The sequence below is a fragment of the Bacillus sp. FSL L8-0152 genome (assembly GCF_038006365.1).
Taxonomy (GTDB): domain Bacteria; phylum Bacillota; class Bacilli; order Bacillales; family Bacillaceae_G; genus Bacillus_A; species Bacillus_A cereus.
The window spans coordinates 2,858,832-2,875,097 of record NZ_JBBOVB010000001.1; the positions used below are offsets into that span (position 1 = coordinate 2,858,832).

Consider the following 16,266-nt stretch of genomic DNA (forward strand, 5'->3'; position numbering starts at 1 on the left):
ATAACCGTGTCTAACTTTTAGGGGTCACTTCAGTATCGTACTCTTTTTTATTATTAATTCCCTTCCTCTTCATCCCTACAATGGCATTTCGGTTTTGTTTTACAATGACATTTTTCACACTCACATTTCGGTTTCTCTTTGCAACAACATTCGTGAAAATCTCTGCGTTTACATCTACATCTCCCAAACATTAAATCATCCCAAAATTTATTACAATTTCGGGAATGCCCACAATGACAAGTATTCCTCATGAATATACTTCCTCCTAAATAGAATTCATCATATTCTATGTTTGAAAGTATACAAAGGCTTGTATATTAGTCTATTTTCTCCATATCATAAGTAGAGTTAGAAGATTATATAATAATTAGTCTTATCTCACATACTCATAGTACCACTTACGTGAATCTAACCAAGCTGTAAATTTATCGATATTTCCAGACCAATACGTCATACATTTTCTAAAAGTGAAGGCAATTCGTTTTCGATTAAAAAAGAGATGTCACTTCACAAATCGGATTCTTTATTCTCTAAATTGTATTAACTTGAATGGTAACACGAACAAAAAAGCATCACCTTTTTGGCGATGCTTAAAAACTCTATTTTACTTTTAAGTTTCCTAAATAAAGTTTAAGATCATGGTGACCGAAACTATACCTATATTTCCGCCTCCTCCTTCACTGCCTCTTTTAACCTCTGCAACATATACCCAATTCCTTTACACCCCTCTAGCGGATATGTAATCATTTCTTCTGGATATAACTTTGTCACTACTTTTTTATGCTTCTTCCCTGCTAGTAAGACGATTTCGTCAAACTGTAGTAAACTTTTATCTACCATCTGTTTTTGTAATTTCTCTATACTTATTACCTCATCGCTTTTTGAATCAAATGCAAGATCATAGTTTTTTAATACAATATCATTTGGCCTTAAAAATCCATGTTTCGCTGATAATATAACCCAGTTTTCGAAAAACATGGATGCGTACGCCTGACATGCTTTTCCGAACGGACTAATATATACATCTTTTGCTTCCATCGGTCCGTAGTTTGAATGCTTATCCCAAATTTTCTTTTTTCCACATGGAATTATACATAGCCTTTTCATATATATTTCTACTCCCTTTACTTCAATAAATAAAATCCATTATTTTGTACATTTTTCTCTCGAAATACTATATAATAATTCTGAAAGTTTTAATTACACATTTTACCATATAAGTGCTATGGATCACTCTCAATGCAAATATTATAATACCATAAAAATTTTTCTTTTTTTCTTCAAAATAATAAAAACAAATCACAATATTATGATGTGCGAATAAAAATTAAAAAGGAGGTTCGTAAAAATGAAAAATATTATCCCTGCACTATTAGTCTATTTTATCGTTTGCGTTATTTCCGTTATCATCCCAGCATCTGAAGGCTACAATTATGTCGGCTGGAAGTTATTTGTTGGGCAAGTGTATGCGATACCTATTTTCTTCATTACTGCGATAATCACATTTTATATAAACAAGAAAAAATCTTACGAATAAACAATTGTAAGGATAGCTAACGCTATCCTTATTTTAATTCGTTAATCAAATCTAAAATAGCCCTTGCAGTACTTTGTATCCTTTCTTCCGAAAAGTCAAACGCAACACCTGTATTTATATATATTTCCTGTATAGATAAATTCCAATCTGAACTCGCTCCCTCTTTAAAGAAAGTAATCGCTTGTTCCGGATTCTCTCGATAAATTTGAAACAATTGAATCGCTCCTATTTGTGCAATTGCATATTCAATTTTATAAAAAGGAAACTGAACAAAGTGAAATGACTCGAACCAACTAGAACCAATTTCATTCTCTACTCCTGCAATATCAACTGATGAATATTGATACCTTTTACATAGTTCAATATATTTCTCATCTCGCTCTTCTGGTGAATGATTTGGATTTGTATAAAGCCAGTGCTGGAATACATCTCCTGAAACTGACGATATTAATAACGATAAAGTACGATATAATTGAACTCGCTGTACTTCTTTATAATCATCCTCTTGCGTATAAAAAATAGTAAGCTTATCCATTAATAATAACTCCAGGCTAAGGGAATAAAGTTCCGCCACCTCTTCACGAAGGTATCTTTCCTGCATACTACTTTCATTGTTAAATTGTTTATGAAAATGTAATGCATGCCCCAATTCATGTATTAATGCATGAATTGCATAAAATGACGGACTAAAATTAGAATAAATAAAAACGTCTTTACTATGAGGTAAGGTAAAGCAAGCAGCTCCTGATGCTTTATTTTTCCGTTCTTGTACGTCAATTAATCCCGCTTCCCTTATATGAGTAAATTCCTCATGAAAACATGAATCTGTCTTCCGAAACATTTCTTCAACCCCATCCAATAAATCAATGTAATTTTCAAATGAAGATTTTTGCAAATTACAAGGAGCAAGATCCCAAGGACGATACGTTTTTACATCAAGATTCTTTTTAAAAAGACTTCCTAACTGTTTCCAAATTGGTACAACACACTTTTCTATCGACTCATGAAACTTATAACAATCTTCAATACTGTAATCTCTATTTTTTTGTTTAAAAGCATACTCACTATAATTATTAAACCCTGCATTTAAAGCCATCTGATTCCGCAATTGTACGAGTTCCTTCATAATACAATCTATTTCTATTTTTACTATACTTCTTGCTTCGCATAAAGCGTACCAAGCTTTTTCACGAATAGCTCTATTTGGGTTATCTATCCTTGCTTTTACGTATGCATACGTCTTTTGCTCGCCTTCCCAATTAATAGATATGTTAGACATTATTTCTCTATATTTCGTAATAAGTTCTTGCTCTTTAACGGAAAGCGCTATGTTCTTTTCATTAAACATTTCACTCTTCACAAATCTTGCTTTTTTCATAAATCCATATTTCTGCTCATCTAATAAATCAGAAAACGGACAATCTCTAAATTTCTGGTCAAATTTTGCATTGTATCTTTTTAAAAGTGGCTGAATTTCATTTTGGTTATACATATGTATATCACGTATATTACTATCTTTTGTATCTCTATACATAGCGATTAAATTGATCGTTAACTCTTCTTCTATTTCTGCGTTTAAACGCAGCTCCTCCGAAAGCCAGCTCTCTAATTCTGAAACCGACGTAATATTTCGCTCTAAAAGTGACTGTAATTTACTCTCCAAATCATTCAACATACACAATCCTCCCGTTTTTAATTTTCTGTTTTTTAGAGATAAAAAAGGACAAGTAGCCAATCTGACTACTTGTCCTTGCTGTTTATGTGTACTCAATAAAATTAAGCTTGGAATGCTTCTGTTAATACTGGTACGATTTGTTTTTTACGAGATACAACACCTTTTAAAGTAGCTGTGTTGTTTTCTAGTGATACGTTGTATGCTTTCTCAACAACGTTTGCTGCTTTACCGATCGCAAGACCGACAGAATCGTTAGTTAAGATATCAGTTACAACGAATAAGAATAGGTCTAAACCTTTCTCTTCTACTACTGCAGAGATTACTTTTTCAAGTTCCGCTTGGTGTACAAGAACGTCGTTTGTATCAACAGCGTTTACTTGTGCGATTTCAACTTTCGCATTACCCATTTGGAATTCTTTAGCGTCAAGAGAGATTAATTGCTCCATTGTTTTTCCGCTTAAGTCAGCACCAGCTTTTAACATTTCTAAGCCGTAGCTATCAGCATCTACACCAGCGATTTCCGCTAATTCACGAGCAGCTGCTACGTCTTGTTCTGTGCAAGTTGGAGATTTGAATAGTAAAGAATCTGAAATAATTGCAGATAACATTAAACCTGCAACTTCTTTACGAATTGTAACGCCATTTTCTTTGTACATTTTGTTTAAGATTGTAGCTGTACATCCAACTGGCTCACAACGATAGTATATAGGATCGCTTGTTTCAAAGTTAGCAATACGGTGATGGTCAATAACTTCTAACACACGAACTGATTCGATATCGTTAGCACTTTGTTGACGCTCGTTATGGTCAACTAAAATAACGTTGTCCACTTCGCTTGCTACTGTCTCAACAAAACGCGGTCCTTCTACTTTAAAATAGTCTAACGCAAATTGAGTTTCACCGCTGATTTCGCCTAAACGTACAGGCTCAGCATTCATTCCTAATTCTTTTTTCAATTCTGCATAAGCAATTGCAGAACAAATTGCATCTGTATCTGGGTTTTTATGCCCGAAAACTAGTACTTTTTCCATGTTTTCCACCTCTTCATGAAAAGGATATCTTAAAGAAGCAAATATGACAATATTTAAAGCATATTTTTTTATAAATAATTGCACTTTCTTCTATATTTTTCATCATTTTCATAAAAAAAATCATCTAAAATGAATTAGATGATCGAAATATATGTTTCAATTAAAATAGTGTAGGAGTTTGCACTACGTTGTTAAAAGCGAAATTTGAAGCTAAGCCATTATTCAAAAGGTTTACATCTATAACTTGATAAAACGCATTTCCAGTGTCTGCAATTTCCCAAACAGCTAAAATAAGATGGTATCCACTACGGTCAGTTGGTACATTTGCTTCGTGCGTTACTGTTGTCCCTGGTCTAGCTCCACCGTCATTTTTCACATAGAATGGCACTAAATCTAAATCTGATCGCGTTAAAGGTTTATTTGGATTCCAACCTTTTTTCGTAATATAATATTTCCACTCTTTTGTACTATGAGGAGCCGTAAGTTTCCACTTGAATGTATTCGTTCCGCCATTTAACGTAACTTTCTTCCACCTATCTACAGTTTGAACATCTAACGCAGGAAAATGACCAGCCCCTGCAATTTGTCCATCAGAAGGTCCTAGTCGCGGAAATCCACCTATCCCTTCTACACTTTGTGGTTCATATTGAATCGGTCCACAATTTACATTTACCCCTTGCTTACATAAATAAGATCGGCTCGCTGGTGATTCTACATATCCATGAGCTGAAGCCTTTTCTGAAAATCCAAATGTTAATAATCCCGTAAGTAATACGCCACCACTTAAAATAACTTTCTTCATCTTTTGTAAACTATTCTTTTTCATTCTTTCATCCCCTTCCAATAATAAAGCGAAAATAACTATAGTTGCCTAGTCATCTTCTCTACATTTATTATAAGACGAGAATCATTACTAAAAGAACCCTCTAAAAACTTTCTCAAATTCATTTAGTGCGTTAATTAGATTATAATTAACTATTTTAACACCGCCAGAAAAATATAGACTGTGTTAAAAATAGTCGTTTATTATTCACTTACTAATAATTAAGCACTCTCCCCGTTTGATTATACCTTAAATGTTTTTATAATAAATAACCGTAGCATCTAACTTTCCATTCGGAGAAATTGCATACCCTGGTATTGTTCCTACTTCTTGGTAGTCTAGTGATTTGTACAATTTATTGGAAGGATCTCCTTCTCTAGTATCTAATACTAAAAGAGACCTGTTTTCTTGCTTTGCTCGTTCCTCTGCTTTTTGCATAAGCGATCGTCCAATACCGTTACGTCTAAAGTTTGGATGAGTCATTAATTTACAAATCTCGGCTCTATGAATTCCGTTAGGCTTTGTAACTAATTGTAATTGAATACTCCCTGCTACTTCGTTGTTTATTTTAGCCACATACAATATCACTTCTGGCGCTAATACTGTTTGCCAATACTTTGTTGCGTCTTTTTGTTCCAGTGGAGGCAAAAAACCAATTGATGCCCCATCATTTACAACCATTTTCAAAAGTTTCGAAAGTTCTTCCATATCATTTTCTAGTTTCTTAATTTCTTCAATTACTAAATTTCGCATTACTTTTCCCCCTTTTGTTTCATTGTAACAATTTTTAAAGAAGGAATAATGAAATAATAAGATGAATTTATATTAAGATATGATTTTTTTTGAAAGGATAACGATATGAAATATATATTAGATAGAACGTACGCAAAAGAATTACTCAAATGGGCATATGAACAAAACCCGGGCCCTTGGTTTGAACATTCACTACATGTTGCTCATGCAACTGAAAACATAATTATAGAACTTATAAAAAAAGGGTACAAGCTAGATGCTGACATAGCATATAACGCTGCCCTTTTGCATGATATCGGAAGATACAAAGGTTTTACCAAATCGGTCATTCATTCCTATGATGGTTATATGTATATGAATGATTTAGGATATACAGGAAACGCCATTATTTGTGTGACACACTCATTTCCCTGTAAAAATGAACATATAGATATCGCAGCGGAATGGAGTCTCGTTCCTGACCATATGAAAAGCCGATTAGTTGCAATATTGAATGAACATAGTAACTACGACTTATATAATAAAGTAATTACTCTTTGTGACGCTCTTGCTGACGCAGATGGCTTTACTACGCTGGAAAGAAGATTAATTTCCGTTGGTTTGCGTCATGGTACAACATCTCATACATCTTTACATTGGAAAGGGTTTTATGCGATTAAGAAAGAATTAGAAGCTTTAATCGGTAAGAGTATATACACAATTCTTCCTGATGTAGGAAAATCTATTTATGAAGATATAGAATATTAAATTGAATACAAATTGAAAACGATAAAAATTGAACCCATCCTAGATAATGTTTATACTCAAATTTAATTTCACATAAAAAACGTTTTAAACATAAAGTTTAAAACGTTTTTTATTCAATGCTTTTGATTTTTCAGTTCTGTTAAACACTCTTGCACTAAAGTTACCGCTTGACTCATCGCAGCTCCGCCAGCAAATGCTGCTGAAACACCACATGCTTCCAGAATCTCTTTATCCGAACATCCTTGATCAAGACAACCTTTTGTATGATAAATTGTACAATACTCATCTTGCGTTGCTAAACTAATTCCTAATGCAATAAGTTGTTTTTCTCTTTTTGTTAAAGCACCCTCTTGAAAACAAGCTTGCGTGAACGCATTATATGTCTCAGCGATTTCAGGAATTTGATTTGTAAAACTACCTATACCTTCTTTATAATGATGTAGAATATCATTTATCGAACTATGTTGCTCATGTTCCATCTTATTCCCTCCAGTCATATTATCCATACCTATTGTAGTATGCGATGAAATGGAGGCAATATACCTTCTTTTAAATTAAGAATTTTCAGTTAATTTACGTTATAATTTTAAATTATCATCTACAATAACTTTTTCTCTAGAACTTTTTCTTTCAACCTCTTTACTTCTTTCTTCCCAAAATGTTAATCCTTCAATCCCCACATTTTTAGGATTAAATACTGGATCTTTCCCTTCTTTTTTCTGCCTTTCATAGTCTTTTAACACTTTTAATGCGATTTTACTTAATAATAGAATCGCGATTAAGTTTAACCATGCCATACTACCGATTCCTAAATCTCCGAGATTCCATAAAAGCGACGCTGATTCAACACTACCGATGTAAACCATAATTAAAAATCCAAATTTTAAAACTGGTTTTAACCAGCCATACTTCAATTGACGATCTAAATAAGTAAGTGTCGTTTCAGCGATATAGTAATAAGCGAGTAACGTTGTAAATGCAAAAAAGAAAATTGCAATTGAAATAAATATTGGACCAAACCCTGTCATCACAGTTTCAACTGCTTGTTGCGTATAAATTGGACCTGCTTCCACATTTCCTATGTTTTTTACAATAGTGCTTTTCCCTTCAGGTATAACATTATACATACCTGTAATTAATATCATAAGAGCTGTCGCTGTACATACGACAATTGTATCGATATATACGGAAAACGCTTGAACTAATCCTTGTTTTGCAGGATGCGATACTTCAGCAGCAGCCGAACTATACGTCGCTTCTCCGACACCAGCAACGTTTGAAAATACAGCACGTTTTACACCCCATGCAATAGCTGCACCAACAATTCCACCAAACATTTCATTTACACCAAATGCGCTAGAGAAAATTAAAGCAAACATACTTGGGATCTCCGTTACATTCGCAATTAATATGATACATGTAACAATTACATAACCAATTGCCATAAATGGAACAAGCATTTGAGAAACGCCAGCAATTCTCTTTACACCACCAAAAATAATTGCCGCTAGTAACACGACTAAAAATATACCAGTTATATATTTGTTAATACCATTAGAGTTTTCGAATCCAACTGCGATACTACTAGATTGAATACCTGGTAATAACATGCCATATGAAAGTGTTACAACTACCGCTACAATGACTGCAAACCATTTCATTTTTAAACCTTTCTCAATGAAATATGGAGTACCGCCGCGATATTCATTCCCTACTTTACTTTTGTATACTTGAGATAATGTTGATTCAACAAACGCACTCGCTGCCCCTAACAAAGCCATTACCCACATCCAAAATACAGCTCCAGGCCCGCCGAAAGCGATCGCTGTCGCTACCCCTGCAATATTACCAATTCCAACTCTTCCTGATAAGGCTAAACAAAATGCCTGAAAAGATGATATTCCCGTCTCGGAACTCTTTCCTTCAAATAATAGTTTAATCATCTCTTTAAAATAACGAATTTGCAAAAAACGTGTTGCAATCGTGAAATATACGCCTGCCCCTAATGCAAAAACAACTAAACCGATACTCCACACTTGCCCTACTAACCATTCTACTAAATTCTCCATCCAAATCCCCCTTATCATTCTTTTGAAAAGCAATTTTGTATATAAGAAAACGGACAACTATTATCAAACTTTCTAGTTGTCCGCATCTTTCATTATTTCATCCCTCAATTTTTGTCAGTAAAACACCCTATTACTTTATATTTACCCAAACACTTTTCACTTCTGTATAATTATCAAGCGCATATGAACCTAATTCGCGGCCAATACCAGATTGTTTGTATCCACCAAATGGTGCAGCTGCATTTTCTAAGTTATAATCATTAATCCACACTGTTCCTGCTTTTAATTTATTTGCCACTTGATGACCCGTTTTGATATTTTGCGTCCATACACCCGCAGCAAGGCCATAGGATGAGTTGTTCGCTCGTTCAATTACTTCTTCTGTCGAATCAAATGGAAGTACAACAACAACTGGTCCAAATATTTCTTCCTTAACGATTGTCATATCGTCTGTAACATCTGTGAATACAGTTGGTTTAACGAAATAACCTTTTTCAAGCGCACGTTCGCCACCAGCCGCAACTGTAGCACCTTCTTTCTTCCCTTGCTCAATGTAATTTAACACACGCTCTTGTTGTTTCTTAGATACGAGTGGACCCATTTCCGTTCCTTTCTCCATACCTGCTCCAAGTTTTACGTTGTTCGCCATTTTCACAAGTGCATCTACTACAGTTTCATAATGTTTACGATGAACAAATACACGTGATCCTGCGCTACAATTTTGACCATGATTATACATAATACCTTGGAATGCACCATTAATTGCTTCTTCCAAGTCCGCATCTTCTAAAATGATGTTTGGTGATTTGCCGCCAAGCTCTAACGTTACATGCTTAATCATTTCTGCAGACTGACGCATAATATACTTTCCTGTAACAGTAGATCCTGTAAAAGCAACTTTATCAATGTCATGATGATTTACAATTGCTGCTCCTGCTTCAGGACCAAAGCCTGGTACAAAGTTTACAACACCGTTTGGAAATCCAGCCTCTTTAAAGAGTTTTGCTGTATATAGTAAGGATAAAGGTGTTTGCTCTGCTGGTTTTAATACGATCGTACAACCTGTCGCCAGTGCAGCTCCCATTTTCCAAGAAGACATAACGAGCGGAAAGTTCCACGGAATAATCTGACCTACAACACCTACAGGTTCATGTCTCGTGTAATTTAAGTAATCTTTTGAAATTGGGATTGTTTGCCCAATAATTTTTGTAGCCCATCCTGCGTAATAACGATAATTTTCTACAGTCGCTGAAATATCATCATCAAGTGCTACTTGATATGGCTTTCCATTATCTAAAGCTTCTAGTTGCGCTAATTCTTCTCTATGTTCTTCAATTAAATCTGCTAACTTATAAATAAGATGCGCTCTTTCAGCAGTAGTCATTTCTGCCCACGGACCAGATTTAAATGCAGATCTTGCTGCTTTTACTGCAGCATCAATATCCTCTTCTTGCGCTTCACATACGACTGCTAGAACATCTTCTGTTGCTGGATTGTATGTTTCAAACGTCTTTCCGCCAATAGCAGAAACAAATTCGCCATTAATAAACATTTTAATTTCTTCATTTAAAAACGCTTCCACTTTTGGTTTCAGCTCAATATTTGTCTTTAACATTATGTTCTCCTCCTTATTTAAACAGCTGCATGAGCTGCAATATTTGATAAAATCGTTTGAAGCTTTTGATCTTCGTCAACAGTTAATCCTAGTCTTGGATAGCGAGAAGGTCCTCCCGCTTGCCCATGTAATTCCATGGAACGTTTAACGATTTGAACATATTTCCCTGATCCTTCAAGAAACTCGCAAAGTGGTAAAATAGCATCGTTTATTTCCCACGCCTTTTCTAATTCACCATTTTGAAAATGCTCATACATTTTTGTAACGAGACCGGGAACGATATTTCCTGCTACTGAAACCCATCCCGAAGCACCAACTAAATATGATTCCATAACTAAATCTTCAGAACCACAGAAGACTTGGAAAGCCCCTTCACTTTGTCTTACTAAACCTCTCGCTTTTCGAATATCTCCGCTAGATTCTTTAATATGTGTAACATTTTCACACTCTTTTCCAATACGGAGCATTAGCTCTGTACTCATATCGACACCAGAAGTAAATGGGTTATTGTATAGCATAATTGGTATATTTACAGAGTTTGAGATTTCTTTAAAATGAAAATAAATCTCCTCTTCCTTCGGTTTACAATAGTAAGAGTTTATAATTAATGCACAATCCGCTCCGTGCGCTTCTGCATGTTTCGTATATTCAATTGTTTCTTTTGTGGTCTCTGCTGCAGTTCCAACAATGACTGGAATACGGCCATCAATTTCTTTCAACACAGTTTCTACCATTTTAAATCGTTCTTCTTTTGATAAACTTACAAACTCTCCTGTACTTCCATTAATGATAATACCTGCAACCTTTTGTTCGATAAAGTAATTTACATTTTGTTTTACCCCATCCCAATTAATTTCCTGAAATTCATCCATCGGTGTTATTAATACTGGAAATGCCCCTTTAATTTTTTGCATATTTATCTCTCCCTATCACATTTTATTTTAATAAGAATCCTGCCGGAAACGGATCCGTAGGGTCTAATAGAAACGTCTGCATCCCTGTAATAAATCCTCTACTTTCAAAACGGAAAATGTATCCTAGTTCCTCCTTCTTCACTTTTTCCACAGTTATAAAACTATTAAATATACTTTCATTTTTAAAAGGTTTATCCGCCATATAATCATTTTTAAATAATGCATGAACATAGGAAACGATAGTAGAAACAAAACCTGGCGAACGTACGATAAAGTTATCTTCATGAAATGTAATCGACTTTATATGGTTCTTTTCTTTTTGCGAAGGATCTACTAAAATAAGCCTTTTTATTAGCGACTGTTTTTGTATAGCCTGCAGTGTAGCTTCTCCCCATCTTTTCAATTCTGAAATGTTTTCAACACGAATTTCTGGCGAATACGCACCTTTTTCTACAACTGCATATACTTTATCTGCTTGTATGAGAGAATAACTTACATTACCAACCTGTAAATTTTCCTCAATCAAATAGCAAAGTTTGCTTTCAAACGAAACAGATATAACTTCATCATTCTCTACATACGCATGAACTAAAAATATTCCAGATAACGTTTCAATTTTGTATTGATTGGACTCTCTCTTTTTTAAATACCCACTTTCGAGTAACATCGTTATTACCGCAACAATGCCCCCATAATGAAGCGGAATCGAACCTTCATGATTAAAAAATAATACAGCTGCATCCACTTCATTATGGATAGATGGAACGACAATACACCCATTCAAACCGATAAAACCACGTGGTTCATTTAATAAAAGCTTCATCTCTTCTGCTAATTCACCTGAAAATTGTTCATTTAATTGCTCCAAACTGTAGTAGTATTTGCATGGTACGTCTTTCATTACACGAAATGCCTCGCCATTTACATGTACGTCTACTGCTGTATACATTTTTTGAATGTTCATTTTATATCCTCCGTTTCATGTTCCATCGGCGGAATTAGCAAAAATCCTTCTTTGAGTGGATCCATTTCATTGTAAAAAAATTTATGCATACCCATAAGCCAAGCTGATCCCGTAATTTTCGTTATGACAGCTTCAATATTTTCAACATGTGTCGTATTCACGACATATCCTTTAAATAAAGAACCAACGATACTCTCATGAATGAACTCTTCACCAATTTTGATTTCTTTCTGAGCGTATAATACAGCTAGCTTCGCAGATGTTCCTGTACCGCATGGGGATCGATCTATTCCGCCTGGTGGTACAACAACTGTATTTTTCACATGCGCACATTCATGAGTAGCATCTGTATAAAATTCAACATGTGTTAATCCTCTAATAAACGAATACTCTGGATGAATGATTTCAAACTTCTCATTAATTGTGTTTCTTATATGAATCGCCTTATCGATGATTGTAGATGCATTTTCTGGTACTAATTCTAGGCCTACTGACTTCGCATCAATAATGGCATAAAAATTCCCTCCATACGCAATATCAGCCTCTACAGTTCCAATGTCTTTGACGTGTACAGTAATATTTTTCAATAAAAAAGCTGGTATGTTACAGAAAGATACCTCTTTTGCTTTTCCATCTTGAACAGCAATATCTACTTCCACTAAGCCAGCCGGGGTATCTAGTTTTAAAGAAGTAATCGGTTCAACTACTGGAATTAAACCTGATTCAACTAACGCTGTACATACACCGATTGTATCGTGACCGCACATCGGTAAGTATCCACCTGTCTCTATGTATATAACACCTATATCAGCCTCAGGATGACATGGGTCTGTTAATAATGCCCCTGACATTACATCATGACCACGCGGTTCATTCATTAACAATTTTCGAATCCAATCATATTCCTTTTTCATATGTAACATCTTCTCTGCCATCGTCTCTCCAATCAACTTTGGAAGTCCGCTAATTAATGTCCTCGTTGGATTCCCGCCCGTATGTGTATCAATAGTCGTAAAGACTCTTTGTGACCTCATCCGTTTAACACCCTTTCTGTAAAACGACTCAAACGAAGTGGTTCAATAGGAATAATTGTCTCTTTTTCATTTAATAACTCTTCAATTACTTTCCCAGTAACTGCTGCAAGACTAATCCCATCCCCTTCATGTCCAGCGGCAATGAAATAATTCGGAATATGTTCCACTCGTGAAATAATCGGCAAATGATCTTCTGTCCACGGACGTAAACCAGCGTAAGAACGAATTACCATCATATCTGCCATTTTCGGATAAAAGCGAATCGCTCTATTTGCGATACATTTAATGACTTCATTGTTTATTCTCGTATGAAACCCTACAAATTCACGACTACTTCCAATTAAGAAATTTTGACTTTCAGTAGGCTCAAATACGAGCGCAACCCCGTATTTTTCAGTTAAAACATCTACTTTTCTTTTTCCGCCAAATTTAGAAATTAAATAACCGAATTCCATTACTTTACGGCATCCTACATGTTGTTGCCTTGATGCTACTATAATATGCCCTTTTCTCGGTTCAATTGGTATATTTACATTTAACATCTGACCAATCTTAGGAGCCCACACACCGGCTGCATTTACAACTTGTTTTGCTGTAAAAGTACCATTCGTAGTTTCTACAACAAATGAACCATTCGTCTCTATTTTCATACTCTTTACTTCGGTCTGCTTAAAGGCTTTTGCGCCAAACTTTTGTGCCTCTGACAGAAGCGAGAAAGCAAGGAGATATGGATTCACAGTTGAATCCGTCGCACATTCTAAACCGCCTAATAAATCATCAGCAAAAAAAGGCGACTCTTCTCTTATATCTTGCCTATCAAGCATTCGAAACGGTAATCCAGCTTCTTTTTGCCGATCTACCCATTGCTGTGCAGCTTCCATCTCTTCGTCTGACTCACATACGAGAATACTTCCTGGTGCCCTATATTCAAATGAATGCTCTAATTTTTCACTTAAATCAGTTACTAATTTTTGACTTACTAAAGACATTTGACTATCAAATCCCGGGTCTTTATCAATGGCCAAAATATTCCCATCACACCGTGAAGACGTCCCGCTGACAAATTCTCCTTTTTCAATGATTGTTACGTCTCTTCCGTATTTTGAAGTGTAATAAGCGATAGAACACCCTATTATTCCACCACCTATAATTAAAACGTCGCAGTGCCTCACAATATACTCCTCCTTTCCCTAAACCTCTCACTTTCTTTTATGCAATTGACGTGCCAATTCTTCATATATACAATTTCCATAAACAATATTTTTATTTGTAAAAATAATTTAAATTTACAGCAAATAGGTGTATTATTTTTTTATCACTGTCAAAATTTTTATACATAACAGGAGGGCATTATGGCATTTTCATTTCCGACTATACAAGAGTTTTTGGAACGTGTTTTAATCGATCATACATGTAGCCTTAATCACATTAAGCAAGTAAACGAAAGGTTTTATTATCTCCCTTCTACTACAGATGAATATAATTGCGCCATTATTTATGTAGATGACTCATTCACTGCACTAATTGACGCTTTTTCTTATGAATTAGCTGTTATCATCCTTAACGAAAACGATGAGCCGATATGCTGTATAACTTCTCAGCAAATGATTCCATTTCTTTATAAGTCCTACAATGAACTACAGGCATTTTATGACACCGTAATACAAACAACTGACTCTTCTGTTACAGTCATTGATAGTAAAGAATGCGTTCGAACTTGGACAGATGGTGCTGAAAAAATATTTTCAGTCAACCATAATGAAATTATTGGGCAACCGATTACTCGTTTTTTTGATTATAAAGACTTGGAAATTTTACAATCTTTACATGATGGAAAAAGCATAGTCGCTCAGTTCCATCAGCCTCGTCCCGATTTATTCGTATTAATTAATTCAAATCCAGTTTATTGTAATGATGAAATTATAGGAGCAGTCGTTTCAGAAACAGATGTTACAAATCAAGTCGCTTTAAATGAAAAACTATTTAATATGTCACATGAAATGCACCGTTTAGAACAAGAAGTGGCAAAGTATAAAGATGAATCCGATCCATTCCTTGCGATGAATGGGAAAAGTCCTGTTATACAAAGAACGATACAATTAGCTAGAAAAGTTTGTTCGGTGAAATCAACTGTTTTAATACTTGGGGAAAGCGGAGTTGGAAAAGAAGTATTTGCGAAAGCAATTCATGAAGCAAGTGAGGCAGCGAAGGCGCCTTTCATTTCGATTAACTGCGGGGCAATTCCAGAAGCGTTATTTGAAAGTGAATTATTCGGTTACGAGCGTGGGGCGTTTTCTGGAGCAAATAGTAAAGGAAAAAAAGGTAAAATTGAACTCGCGCAAGGCGGTACTTTATTCCTCGATGAGATTGGCGAAATGCCGCTCGATATGCAAGTAAAACTGTTACGTGTACTACAAGAACGAAAGTATTACCGAGTTGGCGGAGAAAAAGAAATTAATATTGATTTCCGCATTATCGCTGCTACAAATCGGGATTTACAAGAAGAAATGAGAAAAGGAACTTTCCGAGAAGATTTATATTATCGTTTAAATGTAGTTAGCCTGCATATTCCACCGCTGCGTGAAAGACGAGAGGATATTATCGAACTCACATACTCATTCTTAAACGATTTTTCAATCAACTATAACAGACCAATTCGTGACTTACCTTCAAGCATTATGCATGAACTGCTTCATTACAATTGGCCAGGTAATATTCGCGAACTTCGAAACGTTGTTGAACGACTTGTGGTATTTGCGACAGACGGAATTATAAAACAAGAATATTTACCATTTCATACAACCGAAAATTTAGACAATCATACAGCTCATTCCTTATTACTCAGCAACAATAATACAATCCTTTCTTTACAAGAAGAGATGGATGAGCATGAGAAAAAAGTTATTGAAAGGGCTTTACGAATTTTAAATGGGAATAAATTAGAATGTGCAAAACAACTTGGCGTAACAAGGGCTACTTTATATAACCGTTTAAAAAAACTTGGACTTCAATAAAGAAGCAGTATGCACCGATTAGGCGTTTACAGGTAGCTCTCTCTCCTTCCTCTATATTGGCATGATTTTTGCATATATAATTTGTGCAAA

Annotated in this window: 16 protein-coding genes and 1 pseudogene; 3 read left to right on the plus strand and 14 right to left on the minus strand. The window is 35.1% G+C overall.

The features are described 5' to 3' along the window. Window positions 1-10: 10 nt before the first annotated feature. The 3 genes and pseudogenes from MHH27_RS14375 to MHH27_RS14385 form a co-directional block, all read right to left on the minus strand. Window positions 11-187, minus strand: a complete 177-nt coding sequence (locus tag MHH27_RS14375) for a hypothetical protein (protein ID WP_176545983.1) — start codon at window positions 185-187, stop codon at window positions 11-13. A 186-nt stretch (window positions 188-373) separates the two neighbouring features. Then, a pseudogene (locus MHH27_RS14380) lies at window positions 374-448 on the minus strand (N-acetylmuramoyl-L-alanine amidase C-terminal domain-containing protein); the annotation flags it as partial. Between the two features lie 209 nt (window positions 449-657). Further along, window positions 658-1,107, minus strand: coding sequence for a DUF6884 domain-containing protein (locus MHH27_RS14385; RefSeq protein ID WP_000824876.1), 450 nt, complete (start codon window positions 1,105-1,107; stop codon window positions 658-660). A gap of 241 nt (window positions 1,108-1,348) precedes the next feature. Between MHH27_RS14385 and MHH27_RS14390 the strand changes: the two genes are divergently transcribed. Continuing rightward, window positions 1,349-1,537, plus strand: a complete 189-nt coding sequence (locus MHH27_RS14390; protein WP_000789485.1) for a DUF4017 family protein — start codon at window positions 1,349-1,351, stop codon at window positions 1,535-1,537. Between the two features lie 28 nt (window positions 1,538-1,565). Here the strand turns inward: MHH27_RS14390 and MHH27_RS14395 are convergent, their stop codons facing one another. The 4 genes from MHH27_RS14395 to MHH27_RS14410 form a co-directional block, all read right to left on the minus strand. Next, entirely contained in the window at window positions 1,566-3,212 is a 1,647-nt protein-coding gene (locus tag MHH27_RS14395; protein WP_000930874.1) for a M3 family oligoendopeptidase, read from the minus strand. A gap of 101 nt (window positions 3,213-3,313) precedes the next feature. After that, window positions 3,314-4,243 carry a manganese-dependent inorganic pyrophosphatase gene (gene ppaC / locus MHH27_RS14400; RefSeq protein ID WP_000416871.1) on the minus strand — a complete coding sequence of 310 codons (930 nt, stop codon included), beginning with the start codon at window positions 4,241-4,243 and terminating at the stop codon, window positions 3,314-3,316. Between the two features lie 160 nt (window positions 4,244-4,403). Then, entirely contained in the window at window positions 4,404-5,069 is a 666-nt protein-coding gene (locus tag MHH27_RS14405; protein ID WP_340943042.1) for a lytic polysaccharide monooxygenase, read from the minus strand. 246 nt (window positions 5,070-5,315) lie between these two features. Next, window positions 5,316-5,819, minus strand: a complete 504-nt coding sequence (locus MHH27_RS14410; protein WP_001245255.1) for a GNAT family N-acetyltransferase — start codon at window positions 5,817-5,819, stop codon at window positions 5,316-5,318. Window positions 5,820-5,924: 105 nt separating this feature from the next. Here MHH27_RS14410 and MHH27_RS14415 point away from each other — a divergent pair, with 105 nt between their 5' ends. Continuing rightward, window positions 5,925-6,566, plus strand: a complete 642-nt coding sequence (locus tag MHH27_RS14415) for an HD domain-containing protein (RefSeq protein WP_000875116.1) — start codon at window positions 5,925-5,927, stop codon at window positions 6,564-6,566. Window positions 6,567-6,679: 113 nt separating this feature from the next. Here MHH27_RS14415 and MHH27_RS14420 read toward each other — a convergent pair whose 3' ends face one another. The 7 genes from MHH27_RS14420 to MHH27_RS14450 form a co-directional block, all read right to left on the minus strand. Further along, the gene (locus tag MHH27_RS14420) at window positions 6,680-7,072 is read right to left on the minus strand and encodes a carboxymuconolactone decarboxylase family protein (protein WP_001999958.1); all 393 of its coding nucleotides are present in this window, start codon (window positions 7,070-7,072) and stop codon (window positions 6,680-6,682) included. Between the two features lie 72 nt (window positions 7,073-7,144). Then, window positions 7,145-8,635 (minus strand): alanine/glycine:cation symporter family protein, encoded by a 1,491-nt coding sequence (locus MHH27_RS14425; protein ID WP_340943045.1) that lies wholly within the window; start codon window positions 8,633-8,635, stop codon window positions 7,145-7,147. 130 nt (window positions 8,636-8,765) lie between these two features. Next, a complete protein-coding gene (locus MHH27_RS14430; RefSeq protein ID WP_000920979.1) occupies window positions 8,766-10,250 on the minus strand; it encodes an aldehyde dehydrogenase family protein in 1,485 nt (494 codons plus the stop codon). Window positions 10,251-10,267: 17 nt separating this feature from the next. Further along, window positions 10,268-11,164 carry a 4-hydroxy-tetrahydrodipicolinate synthase gene (dapA, locus tag MHH27_RS14435; RefSeq protein WP_340943048.1) on the minus strand — a complete coding sequence of 299 codons (897 nt, stop codon included), beginning with the start codon at window positions 11,162-11,164 and terminating at the stop codon, window positions 10,268-10,270. A gap of 22 nt (window positions 11,165-11,186) precedes the next feature. Further along, window positions 11,187-12,128, minus strand: coding sequence for a proline racemase family protein (locus MHH27_RS14440; protein ID WP_001025560.1), 942 nt, complete (start codon window positions 12,126-12,128; stop codon window positions 11,187-11,189). After that, entirely contained in the window at window positions 12,125-13,162 is a 1,038-nt protein-coding gene (locus MHH27_RS14445) for a proline racemase family protein (protein ID WP_001257537.1), read from the minus strand. The genes MHH27_RS14440 and MHH27_RS14445 overlap by 4 nt, the downstream gene beginning before the upstream one ends. Continuing rightward, window positions 13,159-14,334: an NAD(P)/FAD-dependent oxidoreductase gene (locus MHH27_RS14450; RefSeq protein ID WP_001215274.1), complete on the minus strand. Its 1,176-nt coding sequence runs from the start codon at window positions 14,332-14,334 to the stop codon at window positions 13,159-13,161. The genes MHH27_RS14445 and MHH27_RS14450 overlap by 4 nt, the downstream gene beginning before the upstream one ends. Window positions 14,335-14,514: 180 nt before the next feature. Here MHH27_RS14450 and MHH27_RS14455 point away from each other — a divergent pair, with 180 nt between their 5' ends. Then, window positions 14,515-16,176 carry a sigma-54 interaction domain-containing protein gene (locus MHH27_RS14455; RefSeq protein ID WP_000885730.1) on the plus strand — a complete coding sequence of 554 codons (1,662 nt, stop codon included), beginning with the start codon at window positions 14,515-14,517 and terminating at the stop codon, window positions 16,174-16,176. Window positions 16,177-16,266 lie beyond the last annotated feature (90 nt).

What these genes read in the sequence shown, in the direction of transcription:
- MHH27_RS14425 (WP_340943045.1), bottom strand. Translation starts at nt 8,635, where the DNA reads ATGGAGAATTTAGTAGAATGGTTAGTAGGGCAAGTGTGGAGTATCGGT.
- MHH27_RS14410 (WP_001245255.1), bottom strand. Translation starts at nt 5,819, where the DNA reads ATGCGAAATTTAGTAATTGAAGAAATTAAGAAACTAGAAAATGATATG.
- MHH27_RS14395 (WP_000930874.1), bottom strand. Translation starts at nt 3,212, where the DNA reads ATGTTGAATGATTTGGAGAGTAAATTACAGTCACTTTTAGAGCGAAAT.
- MHH27_RS14415 (WP_000875116.1), top strand. Translation starts at nt 5,925, where the DNA reads ATGAAATATATATTAGATAGAACGTACGCAAAAGAATTACTCAAATGG.
- MHH27_RS14455 (WP_000885730.1), top strand. Translation starts at nt 14,515, where the DNA reads ATGGCATTTTCATTTCCGACTATACAAGAGTTTTTGGAACGTGTTTTA.
- ppaC (WP_000416871.1), bottom strand. Translation starts at nt 4,243, where the DNA reads ATGGAAAAAGTACTAGTTTTCGGGCATAAAAACCCAGATACAGATGCA.
- dapA (WP_340943048.1), bottom strand. Translation starts at nt 11,164, where the DNA reads ATGCAAAAAATTAAAGGGGCATTTCCAGTATTAATAACACCGATGGAT.
- MHH27_RS14420 (WP_001999958.1), bottom strand. Translation starts at nt 7,072, where the DNA reads ATGGATAATATGACTGGAGGGAATAAGATGGAACATGAGCAACATAGT.
- MHH27_RS14440 (WP_001025560.1), bottom strand. Translation starts at nt 12,128, where the DNA reads ATGAACATTCAAAAAATGTATACAGCAGTAGACGTACATGTAAATGGC.
- MHH27_RS14405 (WP_340943042.1), bottom strand. Translation starts at nt 5,069, where the DNA reads ATGAAAAAGAATAGTTTACAAAAGATGAAGAAAGTTATTTTAAGTGGT.
- MHH27_RS14445 (WP_001257537.1), bottom strand. Translation starts at nt 13,162, where the DNA reads ATGAGGTCACAAAGAGTCTTTACGACTATTGATACACATACGGGCGGG.
- MHH27_RS14430 (WP_000920979.1), bottom strand. Translation starts at nt 10,250, where the DNA reads ATGTTAAAGACAAATATTGAGCTGAAACCAAAAGTGGAAGCGTTTTTA.
- MHH27_RS14385 (WP_000824876.1), bottom strand. Translation starts at nt 1,107, where the DNA reads ATGAAAAGGCTATGTATAATTCCATGTGGAAAAAAGAAAATTTGGGAT.
- MHH27_RS14390 (WP_000789485.1), top strand. Translation starts at nt 1,349, where the DNA reads ATGAAAAATATTATCCCTGCACTATTAGTCTATTTTATCGTTTGCGTT.